Origin of the sequence: Bradyrhizobium sp. ISRA436 (assembly GCF_029910015.1) — a bacterium.
Taxonomy (GTDB): domain Bacteria; phylum Pseudomonadota; class Alphaproteobacteria; order Rhizobiales; family Xanthobacteraceae; genus Bradyrhizobium.
In genome coordinates this window covers 1,576,507-1,597,714 of record NZ_CP094519.1, presented here as the reverse complement: position 1 = coordinate 1,597,714, position 21,208 = coordinate 1,576,507, and the positions used below count along the sequence as shown (strand labels likewise).

Here is a 21,208-nt window from a genome sequence, read left to right as displayed (position 1 = left end):
TATCACCTCTCGCGCCGGCCCGCGGTGGTGTTCACCGCGGGAATTAAACACTAGACTTGCCAATCATGACTCACATGGCCTCCCCCTCGCGTGAACATTTGCAGGAGATGGTCCGCGGCGTCGGCCTGCGGCAGGTCCGGCTGGTCAGCGGCGCGATCATGTTCGCCTACCTGGTCAGCCATTTCCTCAACCACGCGCTCGGCAATATTTCGATGCAGGCGCTGGCGATCGGCGTCCATTACCACACCGAGTTCTGGCAGTTCCTGCCTGTCGCGATCATATTCTACGGCGCCTGCCTGGTGCATACCGCGCTCGGCATCTGGGCGCTGTACCAGCGCCGCGAATTCCGCTGGAGGGCGATCGAACCGCTACAGCTCGTGCTCGGCCTGAGCATCCCGATGCTGATCATCGTCCACATCGTCGGCGTGCGGCTCGCCCAGACCGTGTTCGCGCAAGAGAAGCTCTACCCGCAGGAACTGTACACGTTCTTCGTCGCGTCACCGAACCGGCTGTGGACGATGCTCGCGGTGCTTGTGATCGCCTGGGTGCATGGCTGCATCGGCCTGCATTTCTGGTTCAGGCTGCGTCCGTTCTTCAAGCGCGCCGCGCCGTTCCTGCTCGCCGCCGCGGTGCTGATTCCGACGCTGGCAATGCTCGGCATCTATCAGGGCGGCCGCGCCACGATCGCCGACGCCAACGATCCCGCCTGGCGGCAACGGGAGCTGTCGGTCCGGAGTCTCGGGACGGCGGCCCAGGGCGAGGTGCTCGATAAGATCACAAATGGCCTGACGATCGGCTATCTCGGGCTGCTTGGCCTCGTCGTGATCGCACGCGGGGTGCGTGCCCTGCTCGAGCGTCGCGGCGGCATGATCGCACTGTCCTATGGCAATGGCCGCACCGTCCGGGTGCCGAAAGGCTGGAGCGTGCTGGAAGCGAGCCTGCGCAACAATGTGCCGCATGCCAGCGTCTGCGGCGGCCGCGCCCGCTGCTCGACCTGCCGCATCCGCATCGTCGGCGACCACGCAAATCTCCCGGAGCCCTCGCCGCGCGAGGCCTTCGTGCTGCACCGGGTCGGCAGCGACGATCCGTCGATCCGGCTGGCCTGCCAGTTGCGGCCGACCGCCGATCTGACCTTCTTCCAGCTCTTCCTGCCGCACACGATATCGGCGAATGCGCACGCGGCCAACCCGACGCGGATCGGCCAGGAACGCTATCTCGTCAGCATGTTCGTGGACATGCGCGGCTCGACGCAACTCGCCGAGAAGCGGCTGCCGTTCGACACCGTGTTCATCGTCAACCGCTTCCTCGGCGCGGTGTCGCAGGCGGTGCTGGAGGCCGGCGGGCGGCCGAACCAGTTCGTCGGCGACGGCATGCTGGCACTGTTCGGGCTCGCCGCCGGCCGACAGGAGGCCTGTCGCCAGGCGCTGCGCGCTGCGGCCCTGATCGCAACCCATGTCGACGAGCTGAACCAGTTCCTCAGCCACGATCTGCGTGAGCCGATCCGCTTCGGCATCGGCATCCATGGCGGCGAGGTGATCGTCGGCGACATCGGCTATCGCGACCACATGGTGTTCACGGCGCTCGGCGATGCCGTCAACGTCGCAGCAAGGCTGCAGGACATGACCAAGGCCCTCGCCTGCGAGGCCGTCATCTCCGACGAGGCGCGCATCACGGCGGGACTTGCCGACGATGCCCTGCCCGCGCAGCAGGTCGCGATCCGCGGCCGCAACGAGCCGATGGTCGTGCGCACGGTTGAATCCACGAGCGTCTTGTCGGCACTTGTCGCCGATCAGCGTGCGGTAGCGGCTTGAGAGCTTCGTTGCCGCAACACCGAATGTGATCTGCGGCACATACGAACGTCCGTTCATCAAACACTCTCGAACCGGCTCTTCGCAAGGCTCGACTGACAGGCGAGATCGAAATGCCCCGGTCGGCAACGATCGGGGCTTTTCGTTGCATCGCAACGCAGGTGGACGCTGCGAAAGCATCAATTGACTTCAGGTTCCCCGGTGCGACATTTGTTGCCTGTGCGCATTCCGCGAGATGGATGCGCTCAGGCAAGTTGAGCCTGGTGATGACCGGCTCACGACAGATGATGCTTCGGAGGAAGCGGAATGCTCGATCGACGAGACTTGATGAAGCGCGCCGGTATGGCCGCTTTGGTAACGGGGCTGGGATCACGGGGCGCGCTCGCGCTCGACACGGTGACGCTGCCCTTCGGCAATGGCGACCGGCCGCTGGTGCGCTATCCGCAGAAGCGTCCGATGATCGGCCTGACCCGCCGTCCACCGCAACTTGAGACGCCGTTTGCGATCTTCAATGACGGCCCGCTGACGCCGAACAACGCGTTCTTCGTGCGCTACCATCTCGCCGGCATCCCCTACAATCTCGATCCCGACACCTTCACGCTCGAGATCAAGGGCAAGGTCGACAAGCCGCTCAAATTGTCGCTGAAGGACATCAGGAAAATGAAGGCGACCGAGATCGTCGCCGTCAACCAGTGCTCCGGCAACAGCCGCGGCTTCTTCAACCCGCGGGTCGCCGGCGGCCAGCTTGCCAATGGCGCGATGGGCTGCGCGCGCTGGCGCGGCGTGCCGTTGAAGACCGTGCTCGACATGGCCGGCGTCCAGGCCGGCGCGAAGCAAGTCACCTTCAACGGCATGGACGGTCCGGTGATGGAGACGACGCCCGACTTCGTGAAGGCGCTCGACATCGACCACGCGCGTGACGGCGAGGTGATGCTGGCCTACGGCATGAACGGCGAAGACCTGCCGTTCCTCAACGGCTTCCCGCTCCGCCTCGTGGTGCCCGGCTATTACGGCACCTATTGGGTGAAGCACCTCAACGAGATCACCGTCATCGACAGCGTATTCGACGGCTTCTGGATGAAATCGGCCTACCGGATTCCGGATACGCCGAACAATGCGGTCGAGCCCGGCACCACGCCGAAAGCCACGATCCCGATCAACCGTTTCACGGTGCGCTCGTTCATCACCAGCGTCGCCGACGGCGCCAAGCTGAAGGCCGGCCGCACGCTGCTGCGGGGCATCGCCTTCGACGGCGGCAAGGGCATCAAGGAGGTCGCGGTGTCGACCGACGGCGGCAAGACCTGGACGCCGGCCAAGCTCGGCAAGGAGCTCGGCAAATACGCGTTCCGGGAATGGAAGCTGCGCGTGAGGCTCGCTGCCGGCTCCTATGATCTGAAGGTGCGCGCCACCAACAATGCCGGCGACACCCAGCCGATGGATCCGCTGTGGAATCCGGCCGGCTACCTGCGCAACGTCGTCGAAACCGTGCACGTCACCGCGGCGTGAGGAGAAGCATCATGAAGCGCAAGCTGCTCCCTGCCCTCGCCGCGATCGCGACGCTATCGATCGCCGCGGCCGCCGCCGCACCGGTCAACTACAAGGTCCCCGAGGAGACCGCGACCTTCAAGCCCGGCCCCAACCTCGAGATCGTGCAGAACAATTGCAGCGGCTGCCACTCGGCCGACTACGTCAACACGCAGCCGCCACAAGGCGACAAGAAGAAGGACTTCTGGAAGGCCGAGGTCACCAAGATGATCAAGGTCTACGGCGCGACGATCAACGACGCCGACGTCGGCAAGATCGTCGACTACCTCGCCGCGACCTATTGAGACGATCTCCGTTGGCCCCTCGGCGCGCAGGCCACGGCCTGCGCGCCGAGCATGCGTCTTTCGGCTCGGTCAGCCGGAACCGTTCGATTTTTGCAGCGCATCAATTGATCGCAAAACAGGCGATTCGGCGTCAAACCTTCGAAAAGCGGGTTGTTTCGGGGCAAAAACACACCTTCGTTTGATCTACCCAGCTTTTCGCAAACTGCTATCCTGTATGGCACGGACGAGCCGGTTTGTGCGGGGACCGGCGGTCTGTTTTCGATCGATTCCGCGGAGACGACTGGAAATGCCCAAAGGTACAGTGAAGTGGTTCAATCCGACCAAGGGTTATGGATTCATCCAGCCCGCAACGGGCGGCAAGGACATTTTCGTGCATATTTCTGCAGTTCAGAAGGCTGGTCTTCAGACGCTCAATGAAGGCCAGACGGTGGAGTACGAAGAGATCGCAAATCGCGGCAAGACTTCGGCCGAAAACCTGAAGGTCTAGCGCAACCACGCCAGGCGAAGCGGCGCACTCTCGGACCTCATCCGGGAGTGGGGGCCGATCCAGCACAACCAGACAACGTGACGTTCGGCGGGGCGGGCACGATGCCCGCGCGCCATAACGATGATCTCTCGCGACCTCATGCAGAGCGCGCAGATGCGCGCGATCGAGTCGGACAATGGCCGCCGTTGGCAGCGCCTGCCGCTGTTCCTGCATCTGCGCACACGCCGGCAATAAGCCGCAGAGACAGCTGCCGCTCTGCCGGGACCCGCACGGCACCTTCACGCGAACCTGTATCTGCCTCGCTTGAGGCTGCTGCAGCCGTTCAATCCTCAGTTACCCACTGACTGACGGTCATGACGTCGGGCGGCTGCAGATAGCCGCGCGGCCAGAGATCGACGGCCCACTCCACCTTGGTCGCGCGCTCGACCAGCACGGCGGTGTTGTGCGGCGTCTGCATCAGGTGAAACCCGCGATAGTGGGGATCACCGACATCGTGAAACTTGAACAAATTCCACGCCTGCATCACCAACATCAGGCTCGTGGTGTTGCGGGTCGTGTCCCAGCAATCGTAATTGTGCTTGTCGTCATTGGCGCGGAAATCCGCTTTCGCCACGCGCTTGTTTGTGCCGAGGATCGGTCCCATGCGGCGGTCGAACCAGATCACCGCCTTCTGCACGGCCGCGCGCTCGGCGGCGGCATTGGCGTGACCGGCAGCCATGATCCTGGTCAGTGCGGCCCGGTCGGCCGCCGTGAAATCAAGTATCTCGCGGCGACGGCAGACGAAGCCGTAGCAGACCGTCATCGATGATGCCGACGGCGGATAGATCGAGACCGAGGAATAGAGTTGCGAGATGCCCGCGCTCAGCTCAGCGGCTTGCGCTGGCGCCGCTGAGAGTAACAACAGCGTGATCGCAGTCAGCGCGCCGGCAAACGCGGTGCGCCTCGCTGATATCGGCTGATCGACGTATTTCATGATTGCTGCCCCAATTCGCGGCAAGATACCCGCGGGCAGGTCGCGATGCCAATACGCCGGGAGCATGGCTGTGGATCGCATCGAGACGAAATCAGCCGACCGGCAACGGCGCATCGCGCTTGACTTCTTCCATCACGGCGTAGGTTCGCGTCTCGCGCACGCCCGGCAACGCCAGCAGGCTTTCGCCGAGGAACCGACGATAGGCGGACATGTTGGCGACACGCGCCTTGACCAGAAAGTCGAAGCCGCCGGCCACCATGTGGCACTCCAGCACTTCCGGCGCGGTCTGCACCGCCTTGGCAAACCGTTCGAAGACATCAGGCGTGGTCTTGTCGAGCAGCACCTCGACGAACACCAGCAATCCAAGGCCGAGCCGGTGCGGGTTGAGCCGGGCACCGTAGCCCTCGACAAAGCCGTCGCGCTGCAGCCGTTTCAGCCGTTCGCCGACCGAAGTCGGCGACAGGCCGATCCTCTCAGCCAGTTCCACATTGGCAATCCGGCCATCCCCTTGCAAGATCGAGAGGATTTTGCGGTCGATCTTATCTATCTCTGCCATATCTCTGGTAAATTTGGCAATGTTCCTTATTTCATAAAGCAAATCTGCTAATTTGTCTATCGAACTACGGTTCGCTACCGCGTAGGTGTTCCCGTGAAAGCCGAAGGAACCCGCCATGCCCGACCCCGACCCGTTTCCCCCGTTCAGCGCCCCCTACGCACCCGACGATGCCGGTCTGGCCGCCCGCCTGCTGGCCGACGGCAGGCTCGGCACAGACCGGGAGGCGCGGATCGATCGCACCGCGACGCGCCTGATCGAGGCCATCCGCGCCAATGACGATCCGCTTGGCGGGGTCGAGGACATGCTGCGCGAGTTCGCGCTCTCGACCAAGGAAGGTTTGGCGCTGATGGTGCTGGCAGAGGCGCTGCTGCGCGTGCCTGACGCGCGCACCGCCGACCAGTTCATCGAGGACAAGCTCGGCCAGGGCGACTTCATCAACCACGAGACCAGGTCGAGCGCGTTCCTGGTCAACGCCTCGGCCTGGGCGCTCGGCGTGTCGGCGCGCGTGATCCAGCCCGGCGAGACGCCGCAGGGCACGATCGGACGATTGACAAAACGGCTCGGCGCGCCGGCGGTGCGCGCCGCCACGCGGCAAGCGATGCGGTTGATGGGCAGCCATTTCGTGCTCGGCGAGACCATCGAGGCGGCGCTGTCGCGCGCGCAATCGCATTCGGCGCGCGGCTCGCGCTACTCCTTCGACATGCTCGGCGAGGGCGCGCGCACCGCCGACGATGCGCACCGCTACTTCGAATCCTATGTGCGCGCGATCGAGGCGATCGGCAAGACCGCCGGTGCGCGTCCCCTGCCCGACCGTCCCGGCATCTCCGTCAAGCTCTCCGCGCTGCATCCGCGCTTCGAGGCGGTGAGCCGCGCCCGCGTGATGACCGAGCTGGTGCCGCAGTTGGTCGAACTCGCGCACCGCGCCAAGGCGTTCGACCTGAATTTCACCGTCGATGCCGAGGAGGCCGACCGGCTGGAACTGTCGCTCGACGTGATCGCCGCCGCGCTCGCGGATGCCTCGCTTGCGGGTTGGAACGGCTTCGGCCTCGCCATCCAGGCCTATCAGAAGCGCGCCGCCGACGTGATCGATTACGTCGATGCGCTCGCACGCAGGCTCGACCGCAAGATGATGGTGCGCCTGGTCAAGGGCGCCTATTGGGACACCGAGATCAAGCGCGCGCAGGAGCGCGGGCTCGACGGCTATCCGGTCTTCACCCGCAAGGCGATGACCGACCTGAACTACGTCGCCTGTGCGCGAAAGCTGCTGGCGTTGCGGCCGCGGCTGTTCCCGCAATTCGCCACCCACAACGCGCTCACGGTCGCGACCATCCTCGAACTCGCCGACGATCCCGAGAGCTTCGAATTCCAGCGGTTGCACGGCATGGGCGAAGCGCTGTATGCGCAGCTCGGGGAGGAGCGGCCCGAGATCGCCCATCGCACCTATGCTCCGGTCGGCAGCCACCGCGACCTGCTCGCCTATCTGGTGCGGCGGCTGCTCGAGAACGGCGCCAACTCCTCCTTCGTCGCCCTGGCCGCCGACGACAAGGTGCCGGCCGCGAGCCTCTTGCGCCGTCCCGCCGAGATCATCGGCATCGCGAGCAATGCCAGCCATCCGGAGATTCCGCGGCCTGCCGATCTCTATCGGCCGCAGCGCGAGAATTCGCGCGGCATCGAGTTCGGCGAGCGCGCGGTGCTCGGTCAGCTCACATCGGCGATTGCAGTCGAACGGAAGGGGCCGCCCGCTACGGTGAATTCGTTCACCGCGGAGCAGGCCAATGCGGCCGTCATCGCCGCACGCCGCGGCTTCACGACATGGAACGCCACGCCCGCACAAAAGCGCGCCGATATCCTGGACAAGGCCGCAAACCTCCTGGAGCAGCGCCGCGCGCATTTCGTCGCTTTGTTGCAGAGCGAGGGCGGCAAGACGCTGGACGACGCGCTCTCCGAGGTGCGCGAAGCGACGGATTTCTGCCGCTACTATGCAGCGCTCGGGCGCAAGCTGTTCGGCGATGGCGAAGCCATGCCGGGTCCGACCGGCGAAAGCAACGTGCTGGTGTTGCGCGGCCGCGGCGCCTTCGTCGCGATCTCGCCGTGGAATTTTCCGCTGGCGATCTTCCTCGGCCAGGTGTCGGCGGCGCTGATGGCAGGCAACGCGGTGGTCGCCAAGCCCGCCGAGCAGACGCCGCTGATCGCGGCCGAAGCTGTCCGGCTGCTGCATGAGGCCGGCGTGCCGGCGTCCGCGTTGCATCTCGTTCAGGGCGACGGCGCGATCGGCGCCGCGCTGGTTGGGCATCCGCAGATCGCCGGCGTCGTCTTCACCGGCTCGACCGAGGTGGCGCGATCGATCAACCGAACATTGGCGGCCAAGGATGGTCCGATCGTACCGCTGATAGCGGAGACCGGCGGCATCAATGCGATGATCGTCGACGCCACCGCGCTGCCCGAGCAGGTCGCCGATGACGTCGTGACCTCGGCGTTCCGCTCCGCCGGCCAGCGCTGCTCGGCGCTGCGGCTGTTGTTCGTGCAGGACGACGTCGCCGACCGCACGATCGAGATGATCGCGGGCGCGGCGCGCGAGTTGAAGATCGGCGATCCGTCTGATCCGTCAACGCATGTCGGGCCGGTGATCGATGCGGAGGCAAAGCAACGGCTGGATGCGCATATCGCGCGCATGAAAAGGCAGGCGCGCACCCATCTCGCCGGCGAGGCGCCCGCCGGCAATTTCGTCGCGCCGCATATCTTCGAACTGTCCGACGCCGGCCAGCTCACCGAGGAGGTGTTCGGCCCGATCCTGCATGTCGTGCGCTACCGCGCCGAGCGCCTCGGCGAGGTGTTGGCCGCGATTGAGGCGACGGGCTTCGGGCTGACGCTCGGCATCCATTCCCGCATCGAGGACACGGTCGAGGACGTGATCGATCGTCTTCAGGTTGGCAACATCTATGTCAACCGCAACATGATCGGCGCCGTGGTCGGCGTGCAGCCGTTCGGCGGCAGCGGGCTCTCCGGCACCGGCCCCAAAGCCGGCGGACCGCATTACCTCGCGCGCTTCGCGACTGAGCAGACAGTGACCATCAATACCGCCGCCGCGGGCGGCAATGCCGCGCTGATGGCAGGGATGGAGTAGGTTCACCGTCATTGCGAGGAGCGGAGCGACGAAGCAATCCATCTATCCCTGCCCGAGGCATGGATTGCTTCGTGGAGCCTGTCGTCGGGCGCGCGTTCGCGCAACCCGTTGGCTTTGCTCACCCCGCGTTTTGCGCCGTATCGCCCTGAAATGACTTGGGTTGCAACGTGCCCCCGACATGGGTCAAATGGCGGCCCGATCGGGGATCATCGCATTCGATATTCCAGCCACCGGAAAAACATCAACAAGCGCCACGGGAGCGACGGCACGATGGAAAAAGGCATTTTTGACGGGCTCAAGGTTCTTGATTGCGCGAGCTTCATCGCCGCGCCCGCGGCCGCCACCGTGCTGTCCGACTTCGGCGCCGACGTCATCAAGATCGAGCCGCCGGGTGCCGGCGATCCCTACCGGAATCTGCCGAACCTGCCCGGCTATCCCGCGAGCGAGCACAATTTCGCGTGGCTGCTCGAGGCCCGCAACAAGAAGAGCCTGGCGCTCGACCTCACCAAGCCGGAGGCGCAGCAGGTGCTCTACAAGCTCGTCGCGGGGGCCGACGTCTTCATCACCAACATGCCGCTGCAGGTCCGCGCGAAACTCGGCATCACCTACGATCATCTCGCCCATCTCAACGACCGGCTGATCTACGCCTCCTTCACCGGCTATGGCGAGAAGGGCGAAGAGGCCAACAAGCCCGGCTTCGACTCCAACGCCTATTGGGCGCGATCCGGCCTGATGGACCTGGTGCGCGCCGACGAGGAGACCACCCCGGCCCGCTCGGTCGCCGGCATGGGCGACCACCCCTGTGCGATGGCGTTCTATGGCGCGATCGTGACCGCGCTGTTCAAACGCGAGAAGACCGGCAAGGGCTCGCACGTCTCGACCAACCTGATGGCCAACGGCGTCTGGGCCAACGGCGTGCTGGCGCAGGCCAAGCTCTCGGGCGCCAAGTTCAAGAAGCGCAAGCCGCGCGAAGAGGCGCTGAACGCCGTCACCAACCACTACAAGTGCAAGGACGGTCGCTGGATCATCCTGTCGCTGCTCAACGAAGACCGGCAATGGCCGACGCTGGCGCGCTGCCTCGGCCGCGAGGATCTCGTCGCCGATCCGCGCTTCGTCACCAAGGCGGACCGCCACGCGCGCTCGGTCGAGCTGATCAAGATCTTCGACGAGGTGTTCGCGAGCAAGGACCTCGCCGAATGGCGCAAGATCCTCGACGGCAACGGCCTGGTGTTCGGCGTCGTCGGCATTCTCGACGACATCCCGAACGACAAGCAGATGATCGAGAACGAGGTGCTGGTGCGCTTCGAGAACGACACCATGCTGACGGTCAACAGCCCGATCTTCATCGACGGCGCCAAGAAGGTGCAGCCGCGCAAGCCACCCGGGGTCGGCGAGCACTCCGACGAGATCCTGCGCCAGGCCGGCTACGACGAGGCGACGATCAAGCAGCTGCGCGCCTCCGGCGCGGTGGCGTAGAGAACGCGCCATTCCGGATCGTCATTGCGAGCGGCGCGAAGCAATCCATAGCACCGCTGCGGAGGCATGGATTGCTTCGCCGCTGACGCTTCCTGCAATGACGCAGTAGCCCGGATGGAGCGAAGCGAAATCCAGGACAAGTCTCGCAACCGGATCATGCAATCCCGGATTGCGCTTCGCTTCATCCGGGCTACGTAGTCCGCGAGTTTTCCATCATAGGAAGGCCCCCGACGCTATCGCCTGCACTACTTCCCGGAATCCGGCAACAGCTACAAGCTCGCGCTGATGCTCACACTGTGCGGGGAAAGCTTCGAACCGCTATGGACCGATTTCGGCGGCGGCGTCACGCGAACCCCAGAGTGGCGCACGACAGTGAACGAGATGGGCGAGATCCCGGTGCTGGAGGTCGACGGCGAGCGACGTACCCAAACCGCGCCGATCCTGCTGCAGCTCGCCGAGCAGTACGGGAAGTTCGGTGGCGAGACGCCGGCCGAGACGTTCGAGCTGCTACGTTGGCTGTTCTGGGACGCGTAAGAACGAGCCGGGCCCGGACCGCGCGCGCATCAATCCGATGGAAGCGACCGTTACCGCCCCTTCACGAAACACATGCCGATGCGCGACGCTTGGCCTGCAAGCTGGCAGGCGAGCCCCTCGGCGCAAGTCCAGCCCTGAAAACTGCGGTCGGCCTCGGCGGGCTTCGCCGGCGGCAGGTAGCAATGCGCGCCCCAGCCGTCGCTGTATTCGGTGCCGGCGAGTTCGGTGCTGCCGCGCAATTGCGGGCGGCTGGAGAAGCCGCGCGAAAAGTCCGGCGCCTTGCCGTCGCGGAAGCTGGCAAGGATGTCGCGGCGGCGGACCTGATCGCCGAAGAAATGCGGCGAGGCCGGCACGACGGTGGAGTTCGACGGTTTCGCCGCCATCCAGTCGACGCCGGGGAAATGAAAACCGCCGATGCCGCGAGTCTGGTGGCAACCCGCGCAGGTCACGTCGTTGAGGCGCCGCTCGAAGCCGGCGACCGACTGAATGTTCTGCAACCTGGTCCCGTCAGCGGCAGCCTGCTTCAAGGCACCGACGATATCGCCTTCTTCGGAGAACACGGCCTTGCCGGCCGCACCCTCACCCTCCACCAGCCCGAATTCGGGCTGCAGATCGCTGACATCGAAACCGGTCGGGGTCGGCGCAACGGCGCGCCTCGCAAGGAAGCGCTCGGGGATCAGCAGCGCGCCCCGATCGAGCTCTGCGAAGTGCCCGGGATCAAGCAGCCATGCCTTGAAGTCGCGCTTGAGCCCCTCGTCGGCCAGAATGCGGTCGCGATCGATCTGGTTCTCCAGCGACGCTTCCACAAAGCGCTTCGCCTCGCCGTCATAATCGAACACCTTCAAAAGATAGTCGGTGCGGAAATCGCGCACCGCCGATTTCGGCGCATGCGCGATCTGCAGGTTGGTCTCGATGCGATCGATGTTCCGGTCAACGATCAGGTCGAGCGGGCCATCCTTGCCGAATAGCCTGTCCATCGTCGGCGGCGCGCCGGCGGTCGCCAGCCAGCGTCGCGCGATCTCGCGACAAGTGAGCGACGCGTCGGCGCCGTCGCCCTTCGCCTTCAGCACCAGGTTCAAGGTCATCGGCAAGCGCTGCGAGACCGCGTTCTCGCCGATCAGCGGCACGTCGGTGCGGGTCAGGCGGTAGATCAGCCGGATCTCGCCGCAACTTGCCGGCGCCACATAGGCGCGGTCCATGCGGTTGACGATGCCCGACAGCACGAAGCGGACGTCTGGCGATTCAAACAGGTTGCGATCAAACAGCTGGAAGGCGAAGCCGTCGCCAACGCCGATGCTCTCGTTCGGCAGGCTCGCTTTGTGGTTCGTCACATAACGATCGAACTCACGCGCGAGCGCCTCGCGCACCGGCACCATCGACGGCAGGCTGAACAGCTCGCGGTTCGACAGCGGCGCGTCGGCCGATCGCTCCGGCGACAGCATGCGGCCGAGGTCGAAGCGGCCATGATCAAGCTCGCGCAGGATGGCGGGATCGATGACCGCGAGACCCCGCTCGAGTGGGCGATCCTCGCCTGCGCGCGCCTGTCCGGCGCCGCCGAGCAGAACAGACACGATCAGCAGGCATCGCAGCGCGCGGCTCATGCCTCCACTAACACCGCGCGGCGAAGCCTATTCAAGAAAAAAGCGCTTCACGTCGCGGTGAAGCGCCCTGGTTTTGTCTGAGATCCGCGATCAGCGCGCGACGATCAGGCCTCTGCTGGTGACGACCACCCAGCGCCCATCCTGCCTGCGGATGGCATCGACGCGTCCGAGACCCGGGACGGGATCGCCGGCATAGACCTCATAGATGCCCCCGCGGCCTTCGATCAGTGCACTGCCATTGCCGACATCGCGCAGCGCCCAGCCTTCGACGACGGGCAGGCGGCCGACCTCGACCTTGGGTGCGGAAGCGGTTGCGGCCGTCGGCGGCGTGACCGTGCCGGCGACTTCCCGGGCTGCCGCAGGCGTCGCGGCGGCGGTGACCTGCGGCGTGGTGCGAAGCTTCTCGACCGTCTCGCTGAGCTTGGCGAGCTTGGCCATCGGCTCGGCCTGCGCCTTCTCGACCTTCTCGAGGCGGTCATTGGTCTTGTTGAGTTGAGCCGAGCCGTTCCTGGCGGTCTGGTCGATGCTGGACTTCAGGGCGGCGATTTCGCCGTCGATCCGGGCGATCGAGGCGTCGAGCGCTTCCTTCGTCGGCGTATCCTTTGCGGCCGCGACATCCGTGCGGGCGAAATGGCCGAGTGCCGTCGTCGCGAAGGCGCCACCGATGGCGCCGGCCACGGCGGCGAGCGCGATCACCGCGGCCATCGCCGCGACCCGGCGGGTGCCGGCCGGCTTGGCGGCCTGCTCCGAGGCCGGCTTCGAGGCCGATGCCTCGTGGTCCCAAGTCCGGTCATTCCAGGTCCGGTCGCCCGGCGCCATGATCATCATCTTGCCCGGGAAATGCGGCTCGGCGCGCTTTCCGGCCTCGACACGGGGCGCGTCCATCTTCGGCGGCTCGACCCGGGCCGGCTCAATCTTCGGAGGTTCGATCTTGGGCGCTTCGATCCTGGGGGCGTCCGCCTTCGGCGACGTCTCTTCCTGGTCGGGCGAGAGCCTGACAGCCCCGGCATCGGCCGCGGCCAGCACCGGCTCGGTCTTCGCCGCCATTTCGGCGCCGATTTCACCGCCAAGCGACTCGCTCTGCTGCTCACTCACGTTCAAAATCTCCAGACCAGGTTGACAATTTGGTAACTTTTATTGCTTGCGAAATCGTTACCCAGGCTCGCCATTACCCAAATTTTAGGAACTCTTCCGGGCCGGATTTAGGCGATGCTGCCCTGCGGCAATCTGCGTTAGCTCCGTTTGCGCGCGGCGCTTTCCCGATTAACATACCGCCATCTTCCAGCCAGAAGGCAGGGGAGTGCCATGACGATCGAGAAATGCATCAATGAATTTGATGTCGATGACGTCATTTTTGAGGAAGGCTCGACCGGCCGCGAGCTCTTCGTCGTGCTCGAGGGCCAGGTCGACATCACGAAGATCAACGGCGGAAACAGAACGACCATCGTCAGCCTCGGCAAGGGTGAGTTCTTCGGCGAAATGGCCGTGATCGACGGCTCGTCGCGGTCCGCGACCGCGATCGCCGCCGCGCCCGGCACGAGGGTGATGCGGATCAACCACGCCCGCTTCGTCTATCTGGTCAGCCAGCAGCCGGCCTTCGCGCTGATGGTGATGGACGCGCTCTCGAAGCGGCTGCGCGCGTCCAATGCCGTCACCTACCAAGGAGCGGCCATCCCATGAGCGAGCGCCGGCCCAGTCCGTTCAAGACACTGTTCGAAGCTGACGTGGCGACGCTGATCCAGGCCGCCGACGACGTCTACCAGATCCGCTTCAAGAACCGCGCGGCGAACGCCTATCTCGTGCGCGGCAGCAAGCGGACCATCATGATCGACGTCGGACTGTCAACCAACTATCCGTCCCTCCTCGCCTGCCTCGAGCACCTCGGGGTGACGCCCGAGATGATCGACATGGTGGTGCTGAGCCACGAGCATCTCGACCATATCGGCGCGGCCTATCATTTCCATGGCCTTGCCTATATCGCCGCGCACCGGCTCGCCGCCAACAAGATCATGCTGCGCGACGACTTCTCGATGCTGCGCAAGATGTTCAACGAGCCGAACGTGCCGATCGATATCGACCTCTGGCTCGAGGAAGGCAACCTGATCGACCTCGGCAATTTCCGCCTCAACGTGATGTACACGCCGGGCCATACGTCGGCCTGCATTACGCTGTTCGACCAGGACAAGGGCCTGTTGTTCGCGGCCGACACGCTGATGCCGGGCGGCGTGATGGGCGGCGTGTTCGGCTCTGGCTCGATCGCCGATTACATCCAGTCGCTGGAGCGGCTGAAGGGTCTCAATTCGAAAATCCTGCTGTCGGGTCATGGCCGCCTGTCCGACACGCCGCAGGACGACGTGCGGATCGCGCTGCAGCGCTCGCACGCGCTGCTCGAAGATACCGCGCAATTGTTCGATGCACTCGATGCGCGCGCGAATTTCGAGCCGATCATGCAGTCGGTGCGCGACCTCAACAAGCTCGACGATTGACTGTGCTCCTTCACATTTGACAAATCCGCGCGCGGCCTGTTCAAGAGAAACAACAACGCCGAAAAACAGGGAGCGAGGACCATGAAGCTTTACGACTCGATCGGGCCGAACCCGCGCATTGTGCGCATGTTCATGGCCGAGAAGGGCATCGAGATGCCCAAGCAGACCGTCGATCTGCGCGGCGGCGAGAACCGCGAGGCGGCGCACCTGAAGCGCAATCCGCACGGCCAGATGCCGACGCTGGAGCTCGACGACGGCAGCTATCTCTCCGAGATCACGGCAATCTGCGAATATCTCGAGGAGAAGCACCCCTCGCCCGCGATGATCGGTGCGACGCCGGAACAGCGCGCCGAGTGCCGGATGTGGACGCGCCGGCTCGATCTCAACATCGCCGAGCCGCTCGCCAACGGCTACCGTTTCGGCGAGGCGTTGAAGTTCTTCGAGAAGCGCATTCCGGTCGCACCCGAGGCTTCGCCGGGGCTGAAGATGATCGCCGCCAACCGCATCAAATGGCTGAACGACCAGATGGCCGACGGACGCGAATACATCTGCGGCAAGCGCTTCACGCTCGCCGACATGCTGCTCTATTGCTGGCTCGATTTCGGCAACCAGGTCGGCCAGCCGCTGGACAAGTCGAACACCAACATCGTGGCCTGGTTCAACCGCGTGGGCGAACGGGCTTCGGTGAAGGCCTGAGCGCCGCCGCCGTCATTGCGGGAGCGACAGCGACGAAGCAAGCCATGCCTCCGCAAATCGTGGGATGGATTGCTTTGCGGAGTCTGTCATCGGGCGCGCATGGCGCGACCCGTTGACTGGCAATGACGGGGAGAGAGCAGCGCTTCAAATCACCACCGGCTTGTCCGGCAGCTCATTCGGACCGCCGGCCACGTGCGGGAAGTGTTTTGCGAGTTCCCGCGACACGGCCTCGATCCCTTTGATCACGCCCTGCTCGAACCGGCCGGCCCGAAAATCCACCTCCATCGCGCGGCAGATGGCTTCCCAGCCCGCAGCGCCCACCTTTGCGTCGATGCCGCGGTCGGCGACGATCTCGACGTCGCGATCGGCCAGCAGGAGATAGATCAACACGCCGTTGTTGTGATGGGTGTCCCAGATCCGCAGGTGCGAGAATACGTCGAGGGCCCGCTCCCGCGCCGGCTGGTCGCGGAACAGCGGCACGCCGTCAAGCGCGCCCTCGACCACGAAACGGATCTGGCCTGAATGCGTGGCTTCGCCGGCCTTGATCGCCCGCTCGATGGCCTCGAGCACGCGCGGCGGAAAATCACGCCGCACCCGCCAGCGGTGTTCGAGCAGATGCTTGCCGATGCGCTTGATGCCCATGAGCGTGATGCCTCTTGCTTACCAGCTTCCCGACGCGCCGCCGCCGCCGAAGCTGCCGCCTCCACCGCTGAAGCCGCCGCTGCCGCTCGAGCCCGAACCACCGCTCCAGCCACCGCCGCCAGACCAACCTCCCGGATAGCCGCCGCTTCGCCGGTACGGGCCTGAGCCGACCACCGGACCGCCGAAATTCAAGCCGCCGAAGATGAGCGCCGCGACGAAGGTAAACAGGCCGACCAGAATGGCCGTGGCAAGGGAGCCGGCCATCATCCAGACAAAGACACCGACGATGCCACCGGTCGCGGCCGAGCCGAGCAGCCGTCCCAAAATGCCGCGCAAGACACCCGCCACGATGATGACGACAAAGATCGCGACTGGATTGGCGAAATCGACGACGCTTGGTGCCTGCCAATGTTCGGGCTGCGGTGCCGGCAGTTGCTCGCCATTGATCAGGCCGATCATCCGGTTGACGCCGGCCGAGATGCCGCCGGCGAAATCGCCGGTCTTGAATTTCGGCGTGATATCCTCGTCGATGATGCGGTGGGTGACGACGTCGCTCAGCACACCTTCGAGGCCGTAGCCGACCTCGATACGCAGGTGCCGGTCGTTCTTGGCGACGACGAGCAACGCGCCGTCATCGATCTTCTTGCGCCCGATCTTCCAGGCTTCCGCAACGCGGATCGAGAACTGCTCGATGGTCTCCTCGCCCGTGGTGGGCACGATCAGGACCGCGATCTGGCTGCCCTTGCGGGTCTCGAGGTCCTTCAGCTTGTCGGCGAGCGACGCGATATCGCCCGATGACAGCGTTCCGGTCTGATCGACGACGCGGCCGGTGAGCTGCGGCACCGCGACCTCGGCCAGCGCCGGGCAGACCCAGCCGAGCAGGAAGGCAAGCAGGATGACGCGTGCGGCGGCCATCGCGGTCGGATCGGCTGCCGCTACTTCGACGGCGCAGGAGCCGGCGATGGGTTGAAATCGACCTTCGGCGCGGTCGAGATCTCCTTCTCATTATCCACCGTGAAGTTGGGCTTGTCCTTGTAGCCGAACACCATGGCGGTCAGATTGTTCGGGAAGGTGCGGATGCCGACGTTGTAGTCCTGCACCGCCTTGATGTAGCGGTTGCGCGCCACGGTGATGCGGTTCTCGGTGCCTTCGAGCTGCGCCATGAGGTCGCGGAACAGCGCGTCCGATTTGAGCTGCGGATAGTTTTCGGTCACGACCAGCAGCCGCGACAGCGCGCTAGTGAGCTCACCCTGCGCCTGCGTGAACTTCTGGAATGCGTTGGGGTCATTGAGCACCTCGGGCGTCGCCTGGATGCTGCCGACCTTGGCGCGTGCGTTGGTGACGCCGAGCAGCACGTCCTTCTCCTGCTGCGCAAAGCCCTTCACCGAGTTGACCAGGTTCGGCACGAGGTCGGCCCGCCGCTGGTACTGGTTCACCACCTCCGACCAGGCCGACTTGACCTGTTCGTCATTGGTCTGGATCGCGTTGTAGCCGCAATTGGTCAGGCTCAATGTCGCCAGCGCTGCCAACACGGTCCAAAACTTGCGCATGAAAGTTCTCCCGGTGGAATTCTCGATCACCGTAACAGATCGTTTTCGCCTGGTAATCCCGCGCGACGGCTTTCGCCCGCATTTTTGCGGCTGATGGCTCTTGCCTATCCCTCCCCGCGCCGTTCATCATGCTGAAAAAATCGATCCTGGGAGGATCCATGACAACGTCTGAACAATACGAGACAATTGTCGTCGAACGGCCGGAGCCCGCGATCGTGCGGGTCGTGATAAACCGCCCCGAGGCGCGCAACGCCCAGAACCTGCAGATGACCTACGACCTCAACACCGCCTTCGACCGGGCGGTGCAGGACGACGCGGTCAAGGTCATCATCCTCGCCGGCAATGGTCCGCATTTCTCGGCCGGCCACGACCTGCGGCCTGCGGGGAAGAATCAGGCGGGCGTGGATTTCCCGCCGGTCGGAAATTGGGGCGGCTTCGCCGAGCCGAACGCGCACGGCCGCTTTGCGCGCGAGCAGGAGATCTACCTGCAGATCACCCGGCGCTGGCGCAATCTCGCCAAGCCCACCATCGCCGAAGTACACGGCAAGTGTATCGCCGGCGGGCTGATGCTGGCCTGGGCCTGCGATCTGATCGTCGCGAGCCATGACGCCGAGTTCTGCGATCCCGTGGTGACGATGGGCGTCTGCGGCGTCGAATGGTTCGTGCATCCCTGGGAGCTGGGTGCGCGCAAGGCCAAGGAGATGCTGTTCACCGCGGACGTCTGGAGCGCCGACGAGGCGCATCGCCTCGGCATGGTCAATCACGTGGTGCCGCGCGGCGATCTCTCATCCTTCACGCTAGCGTTGGCGCGCAGGATCGCGGCCAAGCCCGCCTTTGCGCTGAAGCTGTCCAAGGAGGCGGTCAACCGCTCCGTCGACATCATGGGGCAGCCCGCCGCGATCGATCAGGCCTTCGCGCTGCATCAGCTCTGCCATGCGCACAACCTCCAGGAATTCGGAATGGTGGTGGACCCTGCCGGTCTGCACCCCTCCGTCAGAAAAGCCCCTAATGTGAAGTAGACCCGATGGACCTGACCTTCAGCGACGAGCAGCGCCTGCTGCGCGAGAGTGCCGACCGCTTCGTGGCGGAAACCTTCACGGCCGAGCATCGCAAGAAAAGCGCGAACGACCCGCTCGGCTTCTCGCCTGCAATCTGGAAGCAGTTCGCCGAGCTCGGCTGGCTGGCGTTGCCGATCAGCGAGGCCCATGGCGGGCTTGGCGGCGGCGCGATCGAGATCGGGATCCTGATGGAAGCATTTGGGCGCGGACTGGTGTCCGAGCCGTTTCTCTCCACGGTCGTGATCGGTGCCGCGCTGATCGCCGAGTGCGGCACCGAGGCGCAGAGGCAGGCGATCCTGCCCAAGGTTGCGGAAGGCGCGCTCATCCTCGCGTTCGCGCATTCGGAGCGGGCCGCGCGGTCCGATCTCGCGCATGTCGAGACGACCGCCACCAGGACCGTCGGCGGATGGCGGTTGAACGGCAGCAAGGTCGCCGTACTTGATGGCGCCGCCGCCAACCAGATCATCGTCTCCGCCCGCGTCGCCAACGCGAACGGAGCCTCCGGCAAGCTTGGCCTGTTCCTGGTGCAGGCAGGTGCGCCCGGCCTCGCTCTGCGCGATTACGCGCGGCTCGGCGGCGGCCGTGGCTGCAGCCTCGAGCTGAAGGACACCGCGCTTCCCGCCGGCGCCCTGCTCGGCGACGGCAGCGATGCTCTGCCCGCGATCGAAGCCGTGGTCAATCGCGCGATGGCCGCGCTTGGCGCGGAAGCCGTCGGCATCATGCAGACGCTGCTCGACACCACGCTCGAATACACCAAGATCCGCAAGCAATTCGGGCGGCCGCTGTCGGCCAACCAGGTGATCCGCCATCGCCTCGCCGACATGGCGATGCAGGTTGACGAGGCACGCTCGATGGCGCTGCGCGCGGCGCTGATGGCCGGTGCGGAGCCGGTTGAACGCAGTCGCGCGGCCTCGGGCGCGAAAGCCAAGATCGGCAAATGCGCGCGCTTCGTCGCCGAGCAATCGGTGCAGCTCCACGGTGCCATGGGCGTCACCGAGGAGCTCGACATCGGTTCCTATTTCAAGCGGCTGCTTGCCTTCGACACGCTGTTCGGCGGCAGCGCCCATCATTATCGCCGTCACGCCGCCCTGAGCGGACGGGTGCAAGGCTAACGGAGCGCGTCAGATGGACCTCACCTTCAACGCCCAGGAACGCGCGTTCGAACAGGACGTGCGCGACTTCATCGCCGCCAACCTGACGCCGGAGATGAAGCGCGCCACCGCGCTGACGCCGTCGGTGTTCTCCGACCCTGATATCGGCATGGCCTGGCAGCGCGCGCTGCACCGCAACGGCTGGGGCGCGCCCGGCTGGCCAGTTGAATATGGCGGGCCGGACTGGACGCCGGCACAGCGCTGGATCTTCGAAGCCGAATGCGCCCGCGCCGGCGTGCCCAATGTCAACGTGATGGGCGTGAAGATGGTCGGCCCCGTCATCATCGGCTTCGGCTCGGCCGAGCAGAAGAACTTCTATCTGCCGCGGATCCTCTCCGGCGAGGACTATTGGTGCCAGGGCTATTCCGAACCGGGCTCGGGCTCCGACCTCGCTTCGCTGAAGACCCGTGCGGTGCGCGACGGCGACGACTACGTCATCAACGGCACCAAGATCTGGACCACGCATGCGCATCACGCCAACCGCATGTTCGCGCTGGTACGCACCAATGAAGGCGAGCGACAGCAGGACGGCATCAGCTTCATCCTGATCGACATGAAGACGCCGGGCATCACCACGCGTCCGATCCTGACCATCGGCGGCGATCACGAGGTCAATCAGGTGTTCTTCGACGATGTTCGGGTCCGCGTGGCCAACCGCGTCGGCGAGGAGGGCAAGGGCTGGACCTACGGCAAGTATCTGCTCGAGTTCGAGCGCGGCTCCGGCATCGCGTCGGCCAAGCTGCGCGAGGCACTGAAGACGATCTCCGATCTCGCGAGCTCCGACGTCACCGGCCGCGCCATCGACGATCCCGACATCGCGCTGCGGATGTCGGAGGTCGAGGTCGATATCGATGCGCTGGAGATGACTGAGCTGCGCGTGCTGTCGGCGCTGCAGACCGGGCAGAATCCCGGTGCGGTGTCGTCGCTCATCAAGCTGCGGGTCAGCGAGATCCGGCAGGCAGTGACGCGGCTCGGCGTCGATGTGATCGGCAATGACGGCCTCGCGGTCGAGCCGGCACGGCCGTTCTACCGGCTGAACCACGAGCCGGCGATCCCGGAAGAACTGCTGCCGGTGGTGCCGGAATATCTCAACGGACGCGCCTATACGATCTTCGGCGGATCGTCGGAGATCCAGCGCGACATCATCGCGAAGATCGTGCTGGCGCTGTAGCTACACCCGTGGATCCCCGACGCGCAATTGCGCATCTGAGGGTATCGCGCAGCGATGAACCCAGAA

General features: G+C 65.1%; 19 protein-coding genes and 1 pseudogene. 13 read left to right on the top strand and 7 right to left on the bottom strand.

Features of this window, described 5'->3' with window-relative positions:
* Positions 1-74 precede the first annotated feature (74 nt).
* From MTX23_RS07630 to MTX23_RS07615, 4 genes are all read left to right on the top strand, one after another.
* Positions 75-1,811, top strand: a complete 1,737-nt coding sequence (locus MTX23_RS07630; RefSeq protein ID WP_280976001.1) for an adenylate/guanylate cyclase domain-containing protein — start codon at positions 75-77, stop codon at positions 1,809-1,811.
* A gap of 303 nt (positions 1,812-2,114) precedes the next feature.
* On the top strand, positions 2,115-3,314 hold the full coding sequence (locus MTX23_RS07625; protein ID WP_280976000.1) for a molybdopterin-dependent oxidoreductase: 1,200 nt from the start codon (positions 2,115-2,117) through the stop codon (positions 3,312-3,314).
* A gap of 11 nt (positions 3,315-3,325) precedes the next feature.
* Entirely contained in the window at positions 3,326-3,637 is a 312-nt protein-coding gene (locus tag MTX23_RS07620) for a cytochrome c (protein WP_280975999.1), read from the top strand.
* Between the two features lie 286 nt (positions 3,638-3,923).
* Positions 3,924-4,124, top strand: coding sequence for a cold-shock protein (locus MTX23_RS07615; protein WP_212499768.1), 201 nt, complete (start codon positions 3,924-3,926; stop codon positions 4,122-4,124).
* Between the two features lie 322 nt (positions 4,125-4,446).
* On the opposite strand, the gene MTX23_RS07610 is transcribed toward MTX23_RS07615, so the two are convergent.
* The gene (locus tag MTX23_RS07610; protein WP_280975998.1) at positions 4,447-5,097 is read right to left on the bottom strand and encodes a hypothetical protein; all 651 of its coding nucleotides are present in this window, start codon (positions 5,095-5,097) and stop codon (positions 4,447-4,449) included.
* Positions 5,098-5,188: 91 nt separating this feature from the next.
* Positions 5,189-5,653, bottom strand: a complete 465-nt coding sequence (locus MTX23_RS07605) for an Lrp/AsnC ligand binding domain-containing protein (protein ID WP_280977995.1) — start codon at positions 5,651-5,653, stop codon at positions 5,189-5,191.
* A 115-nt stretch (positions 5,654-5,768) separates the two neighbouring features.
* On the opposite strand from MTX23_RS07605, the gene putA reads away from it, so the two are divergent.
* The 3 genes and pseudogenes from putA to MTX23_RS07590 form a co-directional block, all read left to right on the top strand.
* Complete coding sequence (gene putA / locus MTX23_RS07600) at positions 5,769-8,777, top strand: bifunctional proline dehydrogenase/L-glutamate gamma-semialdehyde dehydrogenase PutA (protein WP_280975997.1); 3,009 nt, start codon at positions 5,769-5,771, stop codon at positions 8,775-8,777.
* Between the two features lie 270 nt (positions 8,778-9,047).
* Positions 9,048-10,253, top strand: a complete 1,206-nt coding sequence (locus tag MTX23_RS07595; protein ID WP_280975996.1) for a CoA transferase — start codon at positions 9,048-9,050, stop codon at positions 10,251-10,253.
* A gap of 285 nt (positions 10,254-10,538) precedes the next feature.
* Positions 10,539-10,781, top strand: a pseudogene (locus MTX23_RS07590) (glutathione S-transferase); the annotation flags it as partial.
* A gap of 56 nt (positions 10,782-10,837) precedes the next feature.
* On the opposite strand, the gene MTX23_RS07585 reads toward MTX23_RS07590, so the two are convergent.
* Entirely contained in the window at positions 10,838-12,388 is a 1,551-nt protein-coding gene (locus MTX23_RS07585; protein WP_280975995.1) for a hypothetical protein, read from the bottom strand.
* A 90-nt stretch (positions 12,389-12,478) separates the two neighbouring features.
* Entirely contained in the window at positions 12,479-13,483 is a 1,005-nt protein-coding gene (locus MTX23_RS07580; RefSeq protein WP_280975994.1) for a hypothetical protein, read from the bottom strand.
* Positions 13,484-13,693: 210 nt separating this feature from the next.
* Here MTX23_RS07580 and MTX23_RS07575 point away from each other — a divergent pair, with 210 nt between their 5' ends.
* From MTX23_RS07575 to MTX23_RS07565, 3 genes are all read left to right on the top strand, one after another.
* The gene (locus MTX23_RS07575; RefSeq protein ID WP_280975993.1) at positions 13,694-14,068 is read left to right on the top strand and encodes a cyclic nucleotide-binding domain-containing protein; all 375 of its coding nucleotides are present in this window, start codon (positions 13,694-13,696) and stop codon (positions 14,066-14,068) included.
* Entirely contained in the window at positions 14,065-14,874 is an 810-nt protein-coding gene (locus MTX23_RS07570) for an MBL fold metallo-hydrolase (protein ID WP_280975992.1), read from the top strand. The genes MTX23_RS07575 and MTX23_RS07570 overlap by 4 nt, the downstream gene beginning before the upstream one ends.
* A gap of 81 nt (positions 14,875-14,955) precedes the next feature.
* Entirely contained in the window at positions 14,956-15,570 is a 615-nt protein-coding gene (locus MTX23_RS07565; RefSeq protein ID WP_280975991.1) for a glutathione S-transferase family protein, read from the top strand.
* Between the two features lie 144 nt (positions 15,571-15,714).
* Here MTX23_RS07565 and MTX23_RS07560 read toward each other — a convergent pair whose 3' ends face one another.
* Genes MTX23_RS07560 through MTX23_RS07550 form a run of 3 tightly spaced genes read right to left on the bottom strand, consistent with a single transcriptional unit; the run spans position 15,715 to position 17,762 of the window.
* Positions 15,715-16,212, bottom strand: coding sequence for a TPM domain-containing protein (locus MTX23_RS07560; protein WP_280975990.1), 498 nt, complete (start codon positions 16,210-16,212; stop codon positions 15,715-15,717).
* A gap of 18 nt (positions 16,213-16,230) precedes the next feature.
* Positions 16,231-17,127: a YgcG family protein gene (locus tag MTX23_RS07555; RefSeq protein WP_280975989.1), complete on the bottom strand. Its 897-nt coding sequence runs from the start codon at positions 17,125-17,127 to the stop codon at positions 16,231-16,233.
* A gap of 20 nt (positions 17,128-17,147) precedes the next feature.
* A complete protein-coding gene (locus MTX23_RS07550; RefSeq protein WP_280975988.1) occupies positions 17,148-17,762 on the bottom strand; it encodes a LemA family protein in 615 nt (204 codons plus the stop codon).
* A 158-nt stretch (positions 17,763-17,920) separates the two neighbouring features.
* On the opposite strand from MTX23_RS07550, the gene MTX23_RS07545 reads away from it, so the two are divergent.
* From MTX23_RS07545 to MTX23_RS07535, 3 genes are read left to right on the top strand one after another with little or no spacing between them, the layout of a single operon-like run.
* A complete protein-coding gene (locus MTX23_RS07545; protein WP_280975987.1) occupies positions 17,921-18,781 on the top strand; it encodes an enoyl-CoA hydratase in 861 nt (286 codons plus the stop codon).
* Between the two features lie 5 nt (positions 18,782-18,786).
* Positions 18,787-19,932 carry an acyl-CoA dehydrogenase gene (locus MTX23_RS07540; RefSeq protein WP_280975986.1) on the top strand — a complete coding sequence of 382 codons (1,146 nt, stop codon included), beginning with the start codon at positions 18,787-18,789 and terminating at the stop codon, positions 19,930-19,932.
* A gap of 13 nt (positions 19,933-19,945) precedes the next feature.
* Positions 19,946-21,142 (top strand): acyl-CoA dehydrogenase family protein, encoded by a 1,197-nt coding sequence (locus tag MTX23_RS07535; RefSeq protein WP_280975985.1) that lies wholly within the window; start codon positions 19,946-19,948, stop codon positions 21,140-21,142.
* Positions 21,143-21,208 lie beyond the last annotated feature (66 nt).